This is a genomic window from Tistrella mobilis KA081020-065 (genome assembly GCF_000264455.2).
In the GTDB taxonomy this organism is placed as follows: domain Bacteria; phylum Pseudomonadota; class Alphaproteobacteria; order Tistrellales; family Tistrellaceae; genus Tistrella; species Tistrella mobilis.
Map to the genome: position 1 here is coordinate 719,491 of NC_017956.1, position 17,259 is coordinate 736,749.

The 17,259-nt window shown below is 65.6% G+C and carries 14 protein-coding genes; 8 read left to right on the top strand and 6 right to left on the bottom strand.

Annotation, left to right across the window (positions count from 1 at the left end; translation table 11 throughout):
• Positions 1–38: 38 nt before the first annotated feature.
• Positions 39–1,304, bottom strand: coding sequence for a branched-chain amino acid ABC transporter substrate-binding protein (locus tag TMO_RS03240; protein WP_014744156.1), 1,266 nt, complete (start codon positions 1,302–1,304; stop codon positions 39–41).
• 374 nt (positions 1,305–1,678) lie between these two features.
• Here TMO_RS03240 and TMO_RS03245 point away from each other — a divergent pair, with 374 nt between their 5' ends.
• A complete protein-coding gene (locus TMO_RS03245) occupies positions 1,679–2,140 on the top strand; it encodes a MaoC family dehydratase (protein ID WP_014744157.1) in 462 nt (153 codons plus the stop codon).
• Between the two features lie 48 nt (positions 2,141–2,188).
• Here the strand turns inward: TMO_RS03245 and TMO_RS03250 are convergent, their stop codons facing one another.
• Complete coding sequence (locus tag TMO_RS03250) at positions 2,189–3,844, bottom strand: 3-(methylthio)propionyl-CoA ligase (RefSeq protein WP_014744158.1); 1,656 nt, start codon at positions 3,842–3,844, stop codon at positions 2,189–2,191.
• Positions 3,845–4,071: 227 nt separating this feature from the next.
• Positions 4,072–4,878 (bottom strand): 5'/3'-nucleotidase SurE, encoded by an 807-nt coding sequence (gene surE, locus TMO_RS03255; RefSeq protein ID WP_014744159.1) that lies wholly within the window; start codon positions 4,876–4,878, stop codon positions 4,072–4,074.
• A 168-nt stretch (positions 4,879–5,046) separates the two neighbouring features.
• Here surE and TMO_RS03260 point away from each other — a divergent pair, with 168 nt between their 5' ends.
• From TMO_RS03260 to TMO_RS03270, 3 genes are all read left to right on the top strand, one after another.
• Positions 5,047–5,823 (top strand): glucose 1-dehydrogenase, encoded by a 777-nt coding sequence (locus TMO_RS03260; RefSeq protein WP_014744160.1) that lies wholly within the window; start codon positions 5,047–5,049, stop codon positions 5,821–5,823.
• A gap of 79 nt (positions 5,824–5,902) precedes the next feature.
• A complete protein-coding gene (locus tag TMO_RS03265) occupies positions 5,903–6,679 on the top strand; it encodes an SDR family NAD(P)-dependent oxidoreductase (protein ID WP_014744161.1) in 777 nt (258 codons plus the stop codon).
• A gap of 168 nt (positions 6,680–6,847) precedes the next feature.
• Entirely contained in the window at positions 6,848–7,894 is a 1,047-nt protein-coding gene (locus TMO_RS03270) for a phosphotransferase (RefSeq protein WP_041604810.1), read from the top strand.
• An 88-nt stretch (positions 7,895–7,982) separates the two neighbouring features.
• On the opposite strand, the gene TMO_RS03275 is transcribed toward TMO_RS03270, so the two are convergent.
• The 3 genes from TMO_RS03275 to TMO_RS03285 all read right to left on the bottom strand — a co-directional run bounded on the left by TMO_RS03275 (position 7,983) and on the right by TMO_RS03285 (position 11,884).
• Positions 7,983–9,914: a PhoX family protein gene (locus tag TMO_RS03275; protein WP_014744163.1), complete on the bottom strand. Its 1,932-nt coding sequence runs from the start codon at positions 9,912–9,914 to the stop codon at positions 7,983–7,985.
• Between the two features lie 126 nt (positions 9,915–10,040).
• The gene (locus TMO_RS03280; RefSeq protein WP_041605402.1) at positions 10,041–10,499 is read right to left on the bottom strand and encodes a helix-turn-helix domain-containing protein; all 459 of its coding nucleotides are present in this window, start codon (positions 10,497–10,499) and stop codon (positions 10,041–10,043) included.
• Positions 10,500–10,672: 173 nt separating this feature from the next.
• Positions 10,673–11,884: an acyl-CoA dehydrogenase gene (locus tag TMO_RS03285; protein WP_014744165.1), complete on the bottom strand. Its 1,212-nt coding sequence runs from the start codon at positions 11,882–11,884 to the stop codon at positions 10,673–10,675.
• Between the two features lie 376 nt (positions 11,885–12,260).
• On the opposite strand from TMO_RS03285, the gene TMO_RS03290 reads away from it, so the two are divergent.
• The 4 genes from TMO_RS03290 to TMO_RS03305 all read left to right on the top strand — a co-directional run bounded on the left by TMO_RS03290 (position 12,261) and on the right by TMO_RS03305 (position 17,198).
• Positions 12,261–12,989 (top strand): TetR/AcrR family transcriptional regulator, encoded by a 729-nt coding sequence (locus TMO_RS03290; RefSeq protein WP_014744166.1) that lies wholly within the window; start codon positions 12,261–12,263, stop codon positions 12,987–12,989.
• Positions 12,990–13,048: 59 nt separating this feature from the next.
• The gene (locus tag TMO_RS03295) at positions 13,049–14,020 is read left to right on the top strand and encodes an NADPH:quinone oxidoreductase family protein (protein ID WP_041605404.1); all 972 of its coding nucleotides are present in this window, start codon (positions 13,049–13,051) and stop codon (positions 14,018–14,020) included.
• Between the two features lie 281 nt (positions 14,021–14,301).
• Complete coding sequence (locus TMO_RS03300) at positions 14,302–16,455, top strand: methyl-accepting chemotaxis protein (protein WP_014744168.1); 2,154 nt, start codon at positions 14,302–14,304, stop codon at positions 16,453–16,455.
• 161 nt (positions 16,456–16,616) lie between these two features.
• Positions 16,617–17,198: a YqaA family protein gene (locus tag TMO_RS03305; RefSeq protein WP_014744169.1), complete on the top strand. Its 582-nt coding sequence runs from the start codon at positions 16,617–16,619 to the stop codon at positions 17,196–17,198.
• The last annotated feature ends 61 nt before the right edge of the window (positions 17,199–17,259 follow it).

Sequence of the window (17,259 nt, forward strand, 5' to 3'; positions counted from 1 at the left end):
GCGGGCCGGTGGCATCACCACCGGCCCGCCGGGCGTCGTCAGCTCGGGCGCTGCATCTTGCAGGTGGTCGGCGTCTCGGTCGCCGGACCGTCGATCTTCGCGTCAGTCTTCCAGCCGAGGCCGGTGTGCTCGGTGTCGTACTTCACGCCCTTCGAGAAGGTCGAGATGAAGAGCGGCTGGGCGAGCTGATGGTCATCGGCGCGCATGGTGACGGGGCCCATGGCGGTCTGATAGGTCATGCCTTCCAGCGCCTTGGCGACGGCGACCGGCTGATCGCTCTTGGCCTCGTTCATGGCTTCCTGGAGCATGCCGAGCATGGTCCGGATGCGGCCATAGTAGAAGTCGAGGTCATACTTCTGCAGGAAGCCGACATAGGCGTCCTCAAGAACCTTGCCCTGTTCCGACGGGGTCTCCACCGGCAGGTTCGCGTGCCACTCGGTGACCTGCTTCACCTTGCCTTCGCCGGCCGGGCCGATCGCGGTCGGTGCACCCAGGCCGCCACCGTAATAGGTGTAGTACTGGACGTCGAGACCCGCCGCAGCGCTGGCCTTGACCAGCAGCGCCAGATCGGCGCCCCAGTTGCCGGTGATGACGGTATCGGCACCCGAGGCCTTGATCTTCGAGATGTAGGGCGAGAAGTCCTTCACCTTGCCGACCGGATGCAGGTCGTCACCAACGACCTCGATGTCCGGCCGCTTCTCGTTCAGCAGCTTGCGCGCAATCTTCGACACGGACTGGCCGTGCGAATAATCCATATTGATCAGGTAGACCTTTTTGATCTCCGGCTGATCCTTGATGTAGTTCGTGATGGCTTCCAGCTTCATGTCGCTGTTCGCGTCGAAGCGGAAATGCCAGAAATTGCAGGCGTCGTTGGTCAGTGCCGGATCGACGGCCGCGTAGTTCAGATAAAGCACCCGGTTGTCGGGGTTCCGCTCGTTGTGCTTGGCCACGGCCTCGCTCAGCGCCGCGCCGACATGGCTGCCATTACCCTGGGTGATGAAATGGGCGCCCTGGTCGATCGCGCTCTTCAGCGCCACCAGGCTGTCCTTCGGGCTCGACTTGTTGTCGATGGCGATCAGCTCAAGCTTCTTGCCGTTGAAGCCGCCATGCTCGTTGAAATAGTCGATGAAGTACGAGAAGTGCTTCGCACCGGCGTCACCGACATTCGCGAACGGACCCGAGAGCGGGTCGATATACGCGATCTTGATCGTGTCGTCGGCGTAAGCAGCACCAGCCATGCCGAATGCGGCCACAGCAAGCGCAATCGCGCTGGTCATGGCGGTCAGAGTGGTCTTGGGCGTCAACGCAGCCTCCCTTGGCATCCTACGTCGTTGCGTAGCGGCACATCTGCCGGCGCGGACACGGGCGCCCTCCCGGGGGCGCGCGCCGCCATCGGCGGTGCCTGTTCCTGACGGATGCCCGTCCCTGGCGGACCGGCATCCGGACCGGCCTTTACCCGGCCGGTATGTTGTTGGTGGTGCGGCCTCTCGGAGCCTTGCACCACAGTTGTTTATAACCTAATCGATCCCGGGCTTCAAAAACAGCGAAATATCATTTCGCAGTGCAGAATTCAGAGCAAACTCTTTGAAAATCCATGAGGGTGGTCATATAATTCCAGGTGGATGAACAGTATTTAAAATCCACCAAAAGGCGCAACCAAAGAGGAGACCTTAAACTCATGCGCGTTATCAGCGGAGCGGAAGAGCTGAAGTCTGCCGTCGGATCCGAGTTGGGGGTCAGCGACTGGATTCTTGTCGATCAGGATCGGATCAACAAGTTTGCCGAGGCGACCGGTGATTTCCAGTGGATTCATCTGGATGTCGAGCGTGCCGCCCGTGAAACCCCGTGGAAATCCACCATCGCCCATGGCTATCTGACCCTGTCTCTGGTTCCGATGATCATGGCCGGTATCTGGAAGATCGAAGGCGTTGCCTCCTCGATCAATTACGGCTCCAACAAGGTCCGCTTCACGGCGCCGGTTCCGGCAGGCAGCCGCGTGCGCGGCCGGGGCGTCCTGAAGGCGGTGGACGAGCAGGGGCCCGGCTCGCTGCGCCTGACGGTCGAGATCACGGTGGAGCGGGAAGGCCAGGAGCGGCCGGTCTGCGTCGCCGAGACCCTGTCGATCGTGAACTTCGCCTGATCCGCCACCCCCGGTCCGCAAAGGCGGGCCGGGGGTGTTTCATGCCGGTCAGGCCGTGGGCAGTGCGTAGTCGCGGAAGGCCTGGCGAAGCTGTGCCTTCAGCACCTTACCGGTGCCGCTATGGGGCAGTTCGTCGACCAGCACCATGTCGTCGGGCAGCCAGAGCTTCGCCACGCGGCTCGACAACCAGGACAGGATTTCGTCCTTGGTGGGGGTCTCACCCGGCTTCGGCACCACGATCAGCAGCGGCCGTTCGTCCCATTTCGGATGGGTGACGCCGATCACCGCGGCCTCCGCAACCTTGGGATGGCCCATCACCGCATTTTCGAGGTCGATGGAGCTGATCCACTCGCCACCCGATTTGATCACGTCCTTCGCCCGGTCGACGATGCGCATATAGCCGTCGGGGTCGATGGTGGCCACATCGCCGGTGCGGAACCAGCCGTCATCGTCGAAGGCCGCGGCATTGGCCTCGGCATTCTCGTAATAGCCGCTGGTGATCCAGGGCCCGGCGACCAGCAGCTCGCCGAAAGCCTTGCCGTCATGGGGCAGGCGGTTGCCCATCGGATCGACGATCTTCATGTCGACCATGCAGATCATCCGGCCCTGCGAGGTCTTGAGCAGCCAGCGTTCGTCGGCCGGCTTCCCTTCGTCCGCCAGTTTCAGCGTGCCGACCGTGCCGATCGGGCTCATCTCGGTCATGCCCCAGGCATGGGCCACCGGCACGCCGAACTCTTCCTCGAAGGTCCGGATCATGGCGAGCGGTGCGGCCGAGCCGCCGATGATCAGCTGCTTCAGCATGTCGAGCCGCTTGCCCGACTGGCGGAGATAATTGATCAGGTTCAGCCAGACCGTCGGCACGCCTGCGGTGATCGTGACCTTCTCGGCCTCGAACATCTCGTGCAGGCCTTCGCCGTCCAGCCGCGGCCCGGGCATCACCAGTTTGGCGCCGAACATGGCGCAGGCATAGGGGATGCCCCAGGCGTTCACATGGAACAGCGGCACCACCGGCAGCACGCATTCGCGGCCCGAGATGCCGACGCCTTCGGCCGCACCCGCTGCCATGGCATGGAGCACGGTGGAGCGATGGCTGTACATCACGCCCTTGGGCTTGCCGGTCGTGCCCGAGGTGTAGCAGAGCGACGACGCCGTGCGCTCGTCCAGCTCCGGCCAGTCATAGCTTTGGGGCTGGCCCTCGATCAGCTCTTCATAGCAGAGCGTCTCGAAGCCGGCCGGCGCCTCGGGCATATGCGCCCGGTCGGTCATCACCACCACGGCCTGCAGCCTGGGCAACTGGCCGGCAAGCCGGGCCACCAGCGGCACGAAGGTCGGGTCGACGAACAGGACCTTGTCCTCGGCATGGTTGAGGATATAGGCCATCTGGTCGGCGGCGAGGCGCGGGTTGATGGTGTGGCAGACCGCCCCCATCCCCGAAATCGCGAAATACAGCTCGAAATGCCGGTGGTTGTTCCAGGCCAGCGTCGCGACGCGGTCGCCGGGTGTCACCCCCAGCGAAACCAGGGCGTGGGCCAGCTTCTGCACCCGGGCATAGGCGTCGCCATAGCCGTAGCGGTGGATGGTGCCTTCGCAGTTGCGCGACACGATCTCGGTCGTGGCGTGGCAACGGGCTGCGTATTGCAGCAACGCAATGATGGACAGCGGCCTGTCCATCATCTGCCCCAGAAGCGGCAGAGGACGGGACATGATACGGATATTCCTCCCTAGCAGCAGCACGGCCGGCACCGCTTCGCACACCCCCGGCGTGCGGTACCGTTTATCGTTGAGTGCCGGCTCTTGAGCGGCCGGTCGCCGTTATCGTGGCTGGTCTTGCGCGACAGGTCAAACGTTTGTCTCACCCCTTTTTGCCCGTTTCGCACAAATGCCACCAAACGGTGCGATCGCGTGCCGGCACGCCACCGACGGCAGCAGGTTCAGCGATCGATCAGCCCCTGGGCGAGTGTGGCGAGCGGCGCGCGATCCCCGGCCCAGCTGCGATCCACGCCGAGCGGGGTTACCGACACATGGCGATCGCGCAGCGCCTGGATGTCGCAGTCTTCCGTCCGGTCCAGGCCGGCCCGGTCGAAGCGCAGCCAGAGATCGGTGTCGCCATGGTGGTCGACGGTGGACTCGATCCGGATGCCGCCGATCATGCCGCGGCCCTGACGGGTCAGCCGGGCGCCGCGAACCTCGTCGGCGGCGCAGTCGGGGAAGTTGAGGCTGAGCGTGACATCCCCGGGCCACCCGGCCTCGATCAGGCGGCGGAGCATGGCGGGCGCAAGCGTCCGCGGCGTGTCCCAGGGAATGAAGGCCGGGTCGCGGAAGGTCTGGCTGAGGGCGATGGCCGGAATGCCCATCAGCTGTGCCGTGGTCGCCGCCCCCACCGTTCCCGAATAAATCACCTCTTCCGCCAGATTGGCGCCGCGATTGATGCCCGAGAGCACCAGATCGGGCTTCGCCTCGGGCATCAGATAGGACAGGGCCACCGCCACACAATCGGCCGGGGTGCCGTCGACCTTGTAGCGTCGGGGTCCCAGCTCGTGCACCCGCAGCGGCCGTCGGATGGTGAGCGCCGTGGACCCGCCGCTGCTGTCGCGGCTGGGAGCCACGACCCACACCTCGGGCGCCAGCTCGCGCGCGATCTGCTCAAGCACCGCCAGGCCCTCGCCGTCGATGCCGTCGTCATTGGTCAGCAGGATGCGGGCAGGCATCCGGCGCGGGGCGGCGGTCGCAGAGGTCATCGGTGGCGGCATCCTCGGGTAGATCGAGACGTGTGGAGATGATGTCTCGTTCAAACGAACGTTTGACGTAGGCGATGAAACCGGAAACACTGCCCGAGATCAAGCGGGAAGGGGCCGCGGCGAGACCGGTCCCACCCGTCATGTCTTTCAGTGGAGGAGGCCCCGGACATGGGCGGACGGCTTGCGGAGAAGGTGGTTCTGATCACGGGGGCCGCTGGCGGCCTGGGCCGGGCGATGGCCCATCTGTTCGCGGCCGAAGGGGCCCGGCTGATCCTGACCGATATGGGGGCCGACCGGCTTGACGCGCTGAAGGCGGATCTGGCGCGCGATGGCCACGACCGGGTGATGGTGATGGAGCAGGACGTCACCGACGAAGCCCGCTGGGAAGAAGTGGTCGATGCCGGTGTCGCCGAATTCGGCCGGCTGGACGTGCTGATCAACAATGCCGGCATCGGCTATATGGCCGATCTGGAAGAGACCACGCTTGCCGAGTGGAAGCGCGTCCATGCGGTGAATTCGGAAGGCCCCTTCCTCGGCACCCGCAAGGCGATCAAGGTGATGAAGGGCACGGGTGGCGGCTCGATCGTCAACATCTCGTCGATCGCCGGCCTGATCGGTGCGGTGAACCTGGCCGCCTATTGCTCCAGCAAGGGGGCGGTGCGCCTGTTCACCAAGGCGGCGGCATTGCATTGTGCCCGGCGCGGCTACAACATCCGGGTGAACTCCGTCCACCCGTCCTTCACCGAGACCCCGATGGTGCGCGACATGATCACCGCCGCGCGCAACCCGGACAAGATGGAGGCGGCGCTCTCCACCGCGGCACCGATGGGGCGCATGGGCCGGCCGGAAGAGGTCGCCTATGCCGCACTCTATCTCGCCAGCGACGAGAGCAGCTTCGTGACCGGCACCGAGCTTGCGGTCGACGGCGGCAACACCGCCGCCTGATCGCGGTCTTTCGCAGCCAATCCAGCCGGCCCGCCCGAGAGGCCGGACCATGACAGTCCCCGAGGGAGGTTCCTGACCCATGACCAATCCGATGTTCGACCTGACCGGCAAGGTCGCGGTCATCACCGGCTCCACCCGCGGCATCGGCAAGTCGATCGCCGAGCAGATGGCGGCCGCCGGTGCGAAGGTTGTGATTTCCAGCCGCAAGCCCGAGCCCTGCGCCGAGGTGCGTGCGGAACTCGTGGCCAAGGGCGCCGAGGCGATCGACGTTCCCTGCAACATCAGCAGCAAGGATGATTGCGAGAACCTGATCGCCGAGACCCGCAAGGCGTTCGGTCGGGTCGACATCCTGGTCGGCAACGCCGCCAGCAACCCCTATTACGGCCCGGCGGCGGAGATGCCTGACGAAGCCTTCGTCAAGATCATGTCGAACAACGTGCTCTCCAATCTCTGGCTCTGCAATCAGGTGGTGCCCGAGATGAAGGAGCGTCGCGACGGCGCCATCGTGCTGATCTCGTCGATCGCCGCCATCCGCGGCACGCCGGTGCTGGGCGCCTATGCCGCGTCGAAGGCCGCCGAGGCGCAGATGGTGCGCAACCTCGCGATCGAATACGGGCCGCACAACATCCGCATCAACGCCATAGCCCCGGGCCTGATCAAGACCGATTTCGCCCGCGCGCTCTGGGAGAACCCCAAGATGCGCGAGAAGGTCGAGAAGTCGGCCCCGCTGCACCGGATCGGCGAACCCGAGGATATCGGCGGTGCCGCCGTGTTCCTGGCATCGAACGCCGCCCGCTTCATCACCGGCCAGCTGCTGGTGATCGACGGCGGTGTCACCGTCGGCGACACGCTCTGAGCGGGCGGACCCATCCGGGACCGGCCCATCCGATACGAGCCCGGCCGATACGAGCCCGGCCGGAACATTGAAGCGGAGGGGCGGGCGGTGACGCCGGCCCTTCCGTTTCGTCATGTCCGGCCGCGGCTGTCTGCATCCACCACTGAACCTCCGGAGATCCTGCGCCACATGTCCGGCCCCAATCTCGTTCCGGTCCGCGAGGCTCATCGCCTCGACGAGGCGGCGCTTTCGGCCTATCTGGCCGACCGTCTGCCCGATTTCGACCCCGCCGACCTCGAGATCCTGCAGTTCGAGGGCGGGCAGTCGAACCCGACCTATATGCTGAAGAGCGCGGGGCGCCGCTATGTGCTGCGCAAGAAGCCCCCGGGCAAGCTGCTGCCCTCGGCGCATATGGTGGAGCGGGAATACCGCTTCATCGCCGGGCTCGCCGACACCGATGTCCCGGTCGCGCCGGCGCGGCTGCTCTGCGAGGATGCAGACATCATCGGCACGGCCTTCTATGTCATGGACTATGTCGAAGGCCGGGTGCTGACCGATCCGACCCTGCCCGGGCTTGGCTCCGACGAACGTCGTGCCACCTATGACGAACTCAACCGGGTGATGGCGGCGCTGCACAGCGTAGACTTCACGGCGGCGGGTCTGGCCGATATGGGCAAGGCCACCGACTACATGGCCCGTCAGATCGGCCGCTGGTCGAAGCAGTACGAGGCCACCAAGACCCACGAGATCCCGGCGATGGATCAGCTGATCGCCTGGCTGCCCGCCAATATTCCGGCCGATGACAGCGTGTCGATCGCCCATGGCGACTATCGCATCGCCAATGTGATCTACCACCCGACCGAGCCGAAGATCCTGGCGGTGCTGGACTGGGAACTGGCGACGATCGGCCATCCGCTGGCCGATTTTGCCTACAACGCCATGTTCTACAGCCTGCCGGCCGGCGACGAGGGCTTCCCGGGCCTTGGTGGGATCGATCTCGGCTCGATCGGCGTGCCGACCGAAGACGAGTATGTCGCCGCCTATTGCCGCCGCACCGGCCGTGACGGCATCGACAACTGGCCGTTCTACAAGGCTTTCGCCATGTTCCGCCTGGCCGCCATTCTTCAGGGCGTCTACCACCGCGGCATCACCGGCAATGCCAGTTCCGAGCGTGCCAAGGTCGTGGGTGCCCGCGCCTCGCTGCTCGCCGAACTGGGCTGGCAGCAGGTGTCGTAACCGAACCGGCTGTCGCTGACGGCAAAACGGCCGCCCGGAAGCTCCGGGCGGCCGTTTTTCGTGAGGTGACCGGCTTGTCGCGACGTGCTCAGGCCGGCTTGGGCATGCCGGCGATGTAGCCGACGCCGCCGGCACGGCGGTTGCGGTAGTTGGCGTCGATCAGCGGGGCGACCTCGGCCTTCACCTTGTCGTGCAGCCCCTTGCCCCAGTCGCCCGGGTGCTGGAAGTTGCTCATGATGTAGGCGAAGCCGTTGACGTCGTCGACCGCCTGCAGGCCGGTCGACTCGGCGCCGGCCGGGCAGGACAGCAGCCGCGACAGGCGGCCGGTATCGACCTCATAGGCCCAGAGGAAGTTGTTGACGTGGTTGCCGCTGTCCTCGCCGATGAACAGCGTGCGCAGCCGCTCCGAGAACTTCACGTTGTCGGGATTGGCGACCAGGTCGACATCGGCGGTATTGCCGGTGGCGTCGGGTTCCGCCAGATCGCGGCCGACCAGGGCCGGGACGGCCGAGAAATGCACCGGCACCCAGTCGCTGTCGATGGCGTTGCCGGCGGCATCCTTGCGGCCGCCTTCCATCGGCAGCTGATAGACCGCACCGGCATCGATCTTGTCGACCTTGATGCCGCTCTTGCCGTCGCTCATCGACTTGTAGATGTAGGACACGGCCATATAGGCGGTCTTGTCCTTGGCGTTGACGGTCACGCCTTCCAGCTTGCTCAGCGCCAGCGTGGCCCCCTGCAGCGGCGCCCAGCGATGGGTTTCGAGGAAGGCCGCCGCCTTCTCCATGCCCGGCTTGAAGCGCACCCACTGGGCCTTGCCGTTGAAGCCGATCTGGGTGAACGAGGCGTCTTTCGGATCCTCTTTCACCACCTCGACGATGTCGGCGGCGGTCAGCGTGTCGGCGAGCTTGCGGATCTCGTCGCTGGTCGCATGGCCGAGCTTCACCCAGGTCAGATCGAACGAACCGCCCTTGTCGATGTCGACGCCCGCGCGCTGCGCCAGCTTCGCCGCATAAAGCGTGCCGGCCGACAGATCGGCGGGCTTGTCGGCGATGAACATGAACAGGCCGCCATTGGTGGCGTCGTCACCCATCAGCACGGTGCGCTGGTCAGGCATCACCTGCACCAGCTCGTGCGAGATGCGGCCCATGCAATAGTGCTTGGTGATGGTGCCGGTGCCGTCGGCATTCACCTTCACCTCGGGCAGATGGCCGTAGTGATAGGGGTTGGCCTTATCCGGATCGCCGAACAGGTTCTGGCTGAAGGCGCGGAACTGCTCGTCGGTCCTGGCGAAGGGCGCGTCGGGCTCGTACTCTTCGCTCGACAGATGGGTGTTCCAGGGCGACAGGCTGGCGCCGCAGGTGATCCACAGGCCGTGCACCCGGCTGGTGTCGACATTGTGGTACTGCACCAGCTTCAGCGCGCCGGTCGCCGGATCCTGGTCCAGCGTCAGCACCGCGATGGGCGAGGGCAGGCGGCCATACATGTCCTTATCGGCGGCATCGCGGGTGGTGTATTCGAACTGCACCACCGCGAACACGGTGTTGCCCTTCACGCCCGCGACCTTCGCGTCCATCGGCATCAGCATGTTGCAGCCGTCCGGGCAGTCGGAGAAGAACTGCACCGGCTTCTCGCCCGAGGCGTCCATGATCGGCTTGCCGTTGATGTCGACATAGCCGCCGGCCAGCACCTTGCCGCCCTTGCCGTCGGGCAGGTCGTCGCCGGTGATGAACAGCGGCTCGTAGCCCAGCGCGAAATTCTGCGTCTTGCCGTCGGCATAGGTCACCACCATCGACGAGCCGACCGTGGTGGTGGCCTGTGCCGCCGCGGTGGCAGGCGCCGACATGGCGACGAACTCCACCGACCTGGGCGCCGCGGCGGCGCCACCGGTCGCGGCGAAAGCGGTGCGGCCGAAGGCGGTCGCCGTCGAGCCGGCGGCAAGCCCCGCCACGGGCAGAAGCGGCATGCCCGCCAGCAGGCGGAGAACCGTGCGGCGCGAAGCCTCGGGCAGAGTGGACATGGAACAGATCTCCGAACATCCAGGACAGGGTCGGTCGTGCGGCCGGCCGGGCGCAGATGCTAGTCCTGGTATGTTACGGTTCTGGTGCTATGCGTGAGGTGGATGGATGACGGCGGTCGATGCAGGTCACGCCGCCCGGCTCTGCCACCCGCCACGCTCTTCCATCACCACATCCATCCGGCCTCCGCCGGCCGTCTCTGCCGCGAAGGCCGACAGCCGCTCGGTCAGGCGTGGTGTGTTCTCCGCACCGGCATGTTCGGTGAAGATCAGCTTCAGGACCCGTTCGGCGAGCGGATCGATGTTGCTCTCACCCCGTTCCCATCGACCGACGGTCTGCTTGTCGCGGCCAAGCAGCCGGGCCAGCTCTTCCTGTGACCAGCCGAGCTCGACCCTCAGAAACCTGAGCTCGGCACCGCTCAGCCCGCCTGGCCTGCGAACCAGGGCAAGACCGATCGCCCGATGCAGGCGGTCGATGTCGTGGATGGCGAGCGTCTCGCCATAGGGTGTCTCGCGCAGGGTGTAGCCGTTGGCGAGATAGACGTTATCCAGCCCGCATTCGGTGTAGGGGTAGAGGGTGTCGGTCACGGCTGCCTCCATCGTGATTGAGATATCATTATGATACTTTTCACAAGAGGCAAGAGCGAGGGGGCAGTGGGGCCGCGACACACGAAAACCCCCCGTCCGCAGCCGGACGGGGGGTTCCGAAGGCAGTCCGGCCTCGCTCGCGGTGCAGGCGGGGCCGGTGGTCTGATCAAGGATCAGCCGAGCGCGTGCTTGGCCAGCTCGAGCTTGGCGATGGTCTCCTGATGGACCTCGTCCGGGCCGTCGGCCAGGCGCAGCGTGCGGGCGCCGGCATAGGCCTTCGCCAGGAAGAAGTCCTGGCAGACGCCGCCGCCGCCATGGACCTGGATCGCGCGGTCGATCACGCGGGTCGCCATGTTCGGCGCCACGACCTTGATGGCCGCGATTTCGGACTTGGCGTTCTTGTTGCCGACCGTGTCCATCATCCAGGCCGCCTTCAGGGTCAGCAGGCGGGCCTGATCGATTTCCATGCGCGACTGGGCGATGTAGTGGCGGGTCATGCCATGCTCGGCCAGCGTCTTACCGAAGGCGGTGCGCTGCTGGGCGCGCTTGCACATCGACTCGAGCGCACGCTCGGCAAGGCCGATCAGGCGCATGCAGTGATGGATGCGGCCCGGCCCAAGGCGGCCCTGAGCGATCTCGAAGCCGCGGCCCTCACCCAGAAGGATGTTTTCGACCGGTACACGGACATTCTCGAACAGAACCTCGGCATGGCCGTGGGGCGCGTCGTCATAGCCGAACACCTTCAGCGGACGCAGAACCGTCACGCCCGGGGTGTCCATCGGCACCAGGACCATCGACTGCTGGCTGTGGCGCGGCCCGTCGAAGCGGGTCTTGCCCATGAAGATCAGGATCTTGCAGCGCGGATCCGGCGCGCCGCTGGTCCACCACTTGCGGCCGTTGATGACGTAGTCGTCACCGTCGCGCTCGATCCGGCTCTCGATATTGGTCGCGTCCGACGAGGCGACCATCGGCTCGGTCATGGCGAAGGCCGAGCGGATCTTGCCGTCCAGCAGCGGCTCCAGCCACTGGCGCTTGTGCTCTTCGGTGCCGTAGCGCTCCAGCACTTCCATGTTGCCGGTGTCGGGGGCGTTGCAGTTGAACACCTCCGGCGCGATCTCGGAACGGCCCATCACCTCGCACAGCGGCGCGTAGTCGAGGTTGTTGAGGCCGGCACCGCGCTCGCTGTGCGGCAGGAACAGGTTCCAGAGGCCGGCAGCGCGGGCCTTGGCCTTCAGTTCCTCGATGATCGGGGGCGTGACCCAGCGGTCGGGCGACGCCCGGTGCTGTTCTTCAAAGACGGCCTCCGCCGGATAGACGTAGGCGTCCATGAACTCGATCAGCCGTTCGCGGATTTCCTGCGCCCGCGGACTGATGCCGAACTCCATGGGGGCTTCCTCCTGATCTGGCCGGACCTTCGGGGCCCGGCTGGCTTGCCAACACTTGTATCAAACAAACGTTTTATCTAGGCTGTGATAGCACAGGGCTTGGGGCGTTGTCGATGGAGAAACCGCAAGAGAGGTGAGGGCCGGGGAGGCGACGCAGGCAGCGGGCGGTGATGGCGGGCTGGATCGCCCCGCTGTCCGGACATGCATGTTTTACATTGTCGCGCCGTCACGCCTGTGTCATCGATATTCGAACGAACGTTGATTTAAAACGTCGCCTGAAACGAATGGCCATGGAGCGCCCGCATGTGATGCCCCCGCATTGCATCGCTGGTCCGGCCGCCGCAACGGGCGAACAGCATCGGATGGGAACGCATCGATGGCGGGCACCGACACCAAGGAGAGGATTCTGGACGCGGCCGAGCGTCTGTTCGCCGAGCACACCTATGCCGGTGTGTCGCTCCGCACCATCACGGCCGAAGCGAACGTCAATCTGGCGGCGGTGAACTATCATTTCGGATCGAAGGATGCGCTGCTGCAGGCGGTGTTTCACCGTCGGGCGCGCGACCTCAACCGCGAGCGCGTGGCGCTGCTGGCCGAGATCGAGGCCAAGTCCGGCGACCGGCCGCTGCCGCTGGAAGAGGTGCTCTACGCCCTTCTGGCGCCGCCGATGCGCTGGATGTCGGATCCCGGGCGCGGGCTGTCGGTTTTCGTGCAGTTTCTGGCCCGCTGCCGCGCCGACGGCACGCCCGAAATGAAGGCGCTGCTGGACCGCGACGTGCGCCACCTGCACCGCTTCGTGCCGGCCCTGCAGCGGGCGCTGCCGGACCTGGCGGCCGAGGAGATCTATTGGCGGCTGCATTTCTCGCTGGGCATGATGCACTACACCATCACCGATCTCAGCCGCCTGGAGGCGATTTCGCAGGGCGTCTGCGATCTGGAGGATTACGACGCGCTGATCCGGCGGATGGTGGCCTTTGCCGCGGCGGGCTTCCGCAATGCGCCGCCGCTGCACCAGATACCCGTCTTCACCCTTGGCCAGAACGCCCCGGCGGCGTCGCCGCGCGCGCAGGCGGAAGAGGATGAGGCGGTAGAGGCGGCGTCCTGACGGGCGCTCAAGACTGAAACGGATACGGATCGAAACCGGTCGAACGGAGGAAAGACGTGATCAAGGCGGTTCTGTGCACGAAGCTGGGTGGCCCTGAGGATCTTGAGATCAAGGAGATTCAGGCGCCCGAGATGAAGCCCGGCCATGTGCGGGTGCGGGTGCGGGCGGCGGGTGTGAACTTCGCCGACACGCTGATCATCCAGGGCAAGTACCAGGTGCGGCCCGAACTGCCCTTCTCGCCCGGCATCGAACTGGCGGGCGAGGTGATGGAAGTGGCGGCCGACGTGACCCATCTGAAGCCCGGGCAGCGGGTGATGGGCATGGCGCAGAGCGGTGCCTACACCCAGGAAGTCGTGCTGCCGGCGACCGCCGTCGTGCCGATCCCGGACATGATGGATTTCGCAAGCGCCGCCGCCTTCCCGGTCGCCTATGGCACCTCGCATGTGGCGCTTGACCATCGGGCGCATCTGAAGGCGGGTGAGAAGCTTCTGGTGCTGGGGGCTGCCGGTGGCGTCGGCCTGACGGCGGTGGAGATCGGCGCCGCCATGGGTGCCGAGGTGGTCGCGGTGGCGAGCAGCCCCGAGAAGCTGGAAGTCGCCCGCGCCCATGGCGCCACCCATCTGATCGACTATTCGAAGGATGATCTGCGCGAAAAGGTGAAGGAGCTGGTCGGCGGCGTCGACGTGGTCTACGACCCGGTCGGTGGTGCCGCCTTCGATGCTTCGCTCCGCTGCATCAACTGGGAAGGCCGTATCCTGGTCATCGGCTTCGCCAGCGGCACCATCCCGCAGATCCCCGCCAACCTGCTGCTGGTCAAGAACGTGTCGGTCGTCGGCACCTTCTGGGGCGCCTATATGCACAAGGATCCCAAGGTGCTGGGCGACAGCCTGAAGACCCTGCTCGGCTGGTATGCCGAAGGCAAGCTCAAGCCGCATGTCTCCGAGACCTTCCCGATGGTCGAAGCGCCCAAGGCGCTCAGGGCCCTGATGGAGCGGCGCTCGACCGGCAAGGTCGTCATCGACCTCAACTGATCCGGGAACCCTCGCCAGAGCTGCATCCGGAAGCATGGCCGGTCGTGGATTATGGTCTGCGGCCGGTTTCATTTAGCTAAAATACGATGCATATGCGAATTGCGACGCATTTTCGTGCCCGTCGTGGCGATTTGCCTGCCGATCCTAACAAATGATTAACTTCTCCCCTGCGATAACTTCCGACCGGGGGGAGTTTCGGGATATTGAACAGTGGGCATGGCGGGTCCGGGCTGGCAGTGAGAGACCCGCTCACGGGACATCTTGGGAAGAGGGACACCGATATGGCGGCTGCGGCGCGTGGGCTGCGCATCGTTCATAAAATTCCCGGTGCCATCGTGGCTGCGGTCGCGATCACATCCATCGTACTCGGCGTCGTCGCCTATCTGGTGTCGTCGCGCGAGCTGGTGGAGGCATCGGAAACCAAGCTGGAAGCGATCACCGAGGGCCGCAAGGCCCGTCTGAACGACTATCTGGAACGGGTGCGGTCCGATGTGGCGGTGCTGGCCGACAATTCGGTGCTGCGCCAGACCCTGATCGACTTCACCTACGCCTTCGAGCTGATCTCGCTTATGGACGATAAGCCCGATCAGATCCTTCAGAAGTCGTATATCACCGACAATCCCGAAACCGACCGGGCGGTGCTGAACAAGGCCGGTGACGGCACCTTCTTCAGCGACAGTCACGAGCGCTATCATCCCTGGCTGCGGGCAGCCTCACGATCCAAGGGCTATGCCGATCTCTATCTCGTCGACAAGAACGGCTGGGTGGTCTACTCGGTCGAGAAGAACACGGATTTTGCGGTCAAGCTCGACGAGAGCGATGTCGGCCAGACCGGTCTCGGCCGCGCCGTCGCCGCCGCGCAGGCGGCCACCGAACCGGGCCAGGTGTCGCTGATCGACTTCACCTATCACCCCCAGGCCAACAACGAAGTCAGCGCCTTCCTGGCGGTGCCGGTCTTCGGTGACGGCGGCTATGTCGGTGCCGTGGTCGTGCGTCTGTCGGTCAACGGCGTCGACAACGTCATGCAGAGCGCCCAGGGTCTGGGCGAGACCGGCGAGACCTATCTGGTCGGCTCCGACGGCTATATGCGGTCCAACTCGCGGCTGTCGGCCGATACAACCGTGCTGGAGCGGCAGGTCAATACCGACGCCGTTGCGGCGGCTCTTGCCGGAAAGAGTGGCTCGGTACGGGATGTCGGGCCCGGTGGCTATGCCGTGCTGAGCGCCTATCAGCCGCTCGAATTCCTGGGGCAGCGCTGGGCGGTGATCGCCGACGTCGCCGAGGACGAGATCCTGGCGCCGGTCGTCGACATGCGTAACATGATCGCTGCGGTGGCCGTCGGCCTGATCGTGATCGTCGGCTCCATCGGCATGTTGGTCGCCCGCGGCGTTACCCGCCCGCTCGGCCGGATGACCGGAGCGATGAAGGAACTCTCGAACGGCAACCTCTCGATCGACATTCCCGATCGCGACCGCAGCGACGAGATCGGCGAAATGGCCGCCTCGGTGCAGGTCTTCAAGGACGCCATGGTCGAAAGCCAGCGCCTTGCCGAGGCTCAGCGGCTTGATCAGGAAGAGAAGTCGAAGCGCGCCGAGGAACTGGTGCGCCTCACCCGCGGTTTCGACGACCGGGTCAGCGGCGTGCTGCGCGGGGTGACGGCGGCCGCGACCGAGCTGGATGCCACCGCCCGCTCGATGTCGTCTACCGCCGATGGCGCCCGCCATCAGTCGGACGAGGTGGCCCATGCCACCGCCCAGGCGACCGAGAACGTGCAGACGGTGGCAGCTGCCGCTGAAGAGCTGTCGCATTCGATCTCCGAGATCGGCCGGCAGGTCCACAAGTCCTCGACCATCGCCGGCCGCGCGGTCGACGAGGCCGAGCGCACCAACCAGACCGTCTATGGCCTGGCGGCCGCGGCCGAGAAGATCGGCGACGTGGTGCGGCTGATCACCGACATTGCCGAGCAGACCAACCTTCTGGCGCTCAACGCCACCATCGAGGCGGCCCGGGCGGGCGAAGCCGGCAAGGGCTTCGCGGTCGTGGCCTCCGAGGTCAAGAGCCTCGCCAACCAGACGGCGCGGGCGACCGAGGAAATCTCGACCCAGATCGCGGCGGTGCGCGGCGAGACCAACCAGGCGATCGGCGCGATCGAGGGTATCCGCAAGATCATCGTCGAGATCAACGACATCGCCACCTCGATCGCCAGCGCGGTCGAACAGCAGAGTGCCGCGACTCAGGAGATCGCCTCGAACGTTCAGGCGGCCGCCCGCGGTACCGAGCAGGTCAGCCGCAGCGTCGACGACATGCGCGATGCCGCCCAGGCCACCGGCAGCGCCTCGCAGCAGATCCTGTCCTCGGCCGGCGAACTCGCCCGCCAGGCCACCGATCTGGACAGCGAAGTCCGCAGCTTCCTTGAAGCGGTGCGCGCCGGCTGAGCCGGTTTACCGCACGCCTGACGGCGAAGACGCCCCGGACGGGAAACCGTCCGGGGCGTCTTCATGCGGAGATGGTGTTCTCGCCGCCCTGAATTGGGGATGCCGGGGGGCATGGCCGGTGCTAGTCTCCAGGCTTCGCCGACCCATCCCGAAAGGTCCCGATGCTCCGCCGCCTCTACGACCGGACCATGGCGCTTGCCGGCCATCGTCACGCCGAACGTGCCCTCGGTGTCGTCAGCTTCGCCGAAAGCTCGTTCTTCCCGATCCCGCCGGACGTGATCCTCGCCCCCATGGTGCTGGCCCAGCGCTCCAAGGCCTGGCGGTTCGCGCTCATCTGCACCCTCACCTCGGTGGCGGGGGCGGTGCTGGGCTATCTGATCGGCTATCTGCTGTTTGAAAGCGTCGGCCAGGCGATCCTCGATATCTATGGTCTGCGCGAGGACTTCGCCGCCGCCGCCGCACGCTATAACGAGCTGGGCTGGGTGATGGTCCTGCTGGCCGGCATCACGCCGATCCCGTTCAAGGTGATCACCATCACCAGCGGCGTCACGGCCATGAATGTCGTCAGCTTCATTCTGTCGGCGATCGTGGCGCGCGGTATCCGGTTCTATGCGGTGACCGCGATCATCTACTGGTTCGGGCCCAAGACCCTTGCCATCGTCGAGAAGCGGCTCGGCCTGTTCACGGTTCTGTTCTGCGTCCTGCTGGTCGGTGGTTTCGTGCTGATGCGCTACATCCTCTGACCGACCGATCCATCCGTATCCCGACATGACACGGGCCCCGCGGGAAACCGCAGGGCCCGTT

Coding starts and splice junctions, on each gene's coding strand:
- TMO_RS03265 (WP_014744161.1), top strand. CDS start 5,903: ATGACCAATCCGATGTTCGACCTGACCGGCAAGGTCGCGGTCATCACC.
- TMO_RS03245 (WP_014744157.1), top strand. CDS start 1,679: ATGCGCGTTATCAGCGGAGCGGAAGAGCTGAAGTCTGCCGTCGGATCC.
- TMO_RS03305 (WP_014744169.1), top strand. CDS start 16,617: ATGCTCCGCCGCCTCTACGACCGGACCATGGCGCTTGCCGGCCATCGT.
- TMO_RS03260 (WP_014744160.1), top strand. CDS start 5,047: ATGGGCGGACGGCTTGCGGAGAAGGTGGTTCTGATCACGGGGGCCGCT.
- TMO_RS03270 (WP_041604810.1), top strand. CDS start 6,848: ATGTCCGGCCCCAATCTCGTTCCGGTCCGCGAGGCTCATCGCCTCGAC.
- TMO_RS03290 (WP_014744166.1), top strand. CDS start 12,261: ATGGCGGGCACCGACACCAAGGAGAGGATTCTGGACGCGGCCGAGCGT.
- TMO_RS03300 (WP_014744168.1), top strand. CDS start 14,302: ATGGCGGCTGCGGCGCGTGGGCTGCGCATCGTTCATAAAATTCCCGGT.
- TMO_RS03285 (WP_014744165.1), bottom strand. CDS start 11,884: ATGGAGTTCGGCATCAGTCCGCGGGCGCAGGAAATCCGCGAACGGCTG.
- TMO_RS03275 (WP_014744163.1), bottom strand. CDS start 9,914: ATGTCCACTCTGCCCGAGGCTTCGCGCCGCACGGTTCTCCGCCTGCTG.
- TMO_RS03250 (WP_014744158.1), bottom strand. CDS start 3,844: ATGTCCCGTCCTCTGCCGCTTCTGGGGCAGATGATGGACAGGCCGCTG.
- surE (WP_014744159.1), bottom strand. CDS start 4,878: ATGACCTCTGCGACCGCCGCCCCGCGCCGGATGCCTGCCCGCATCCTG.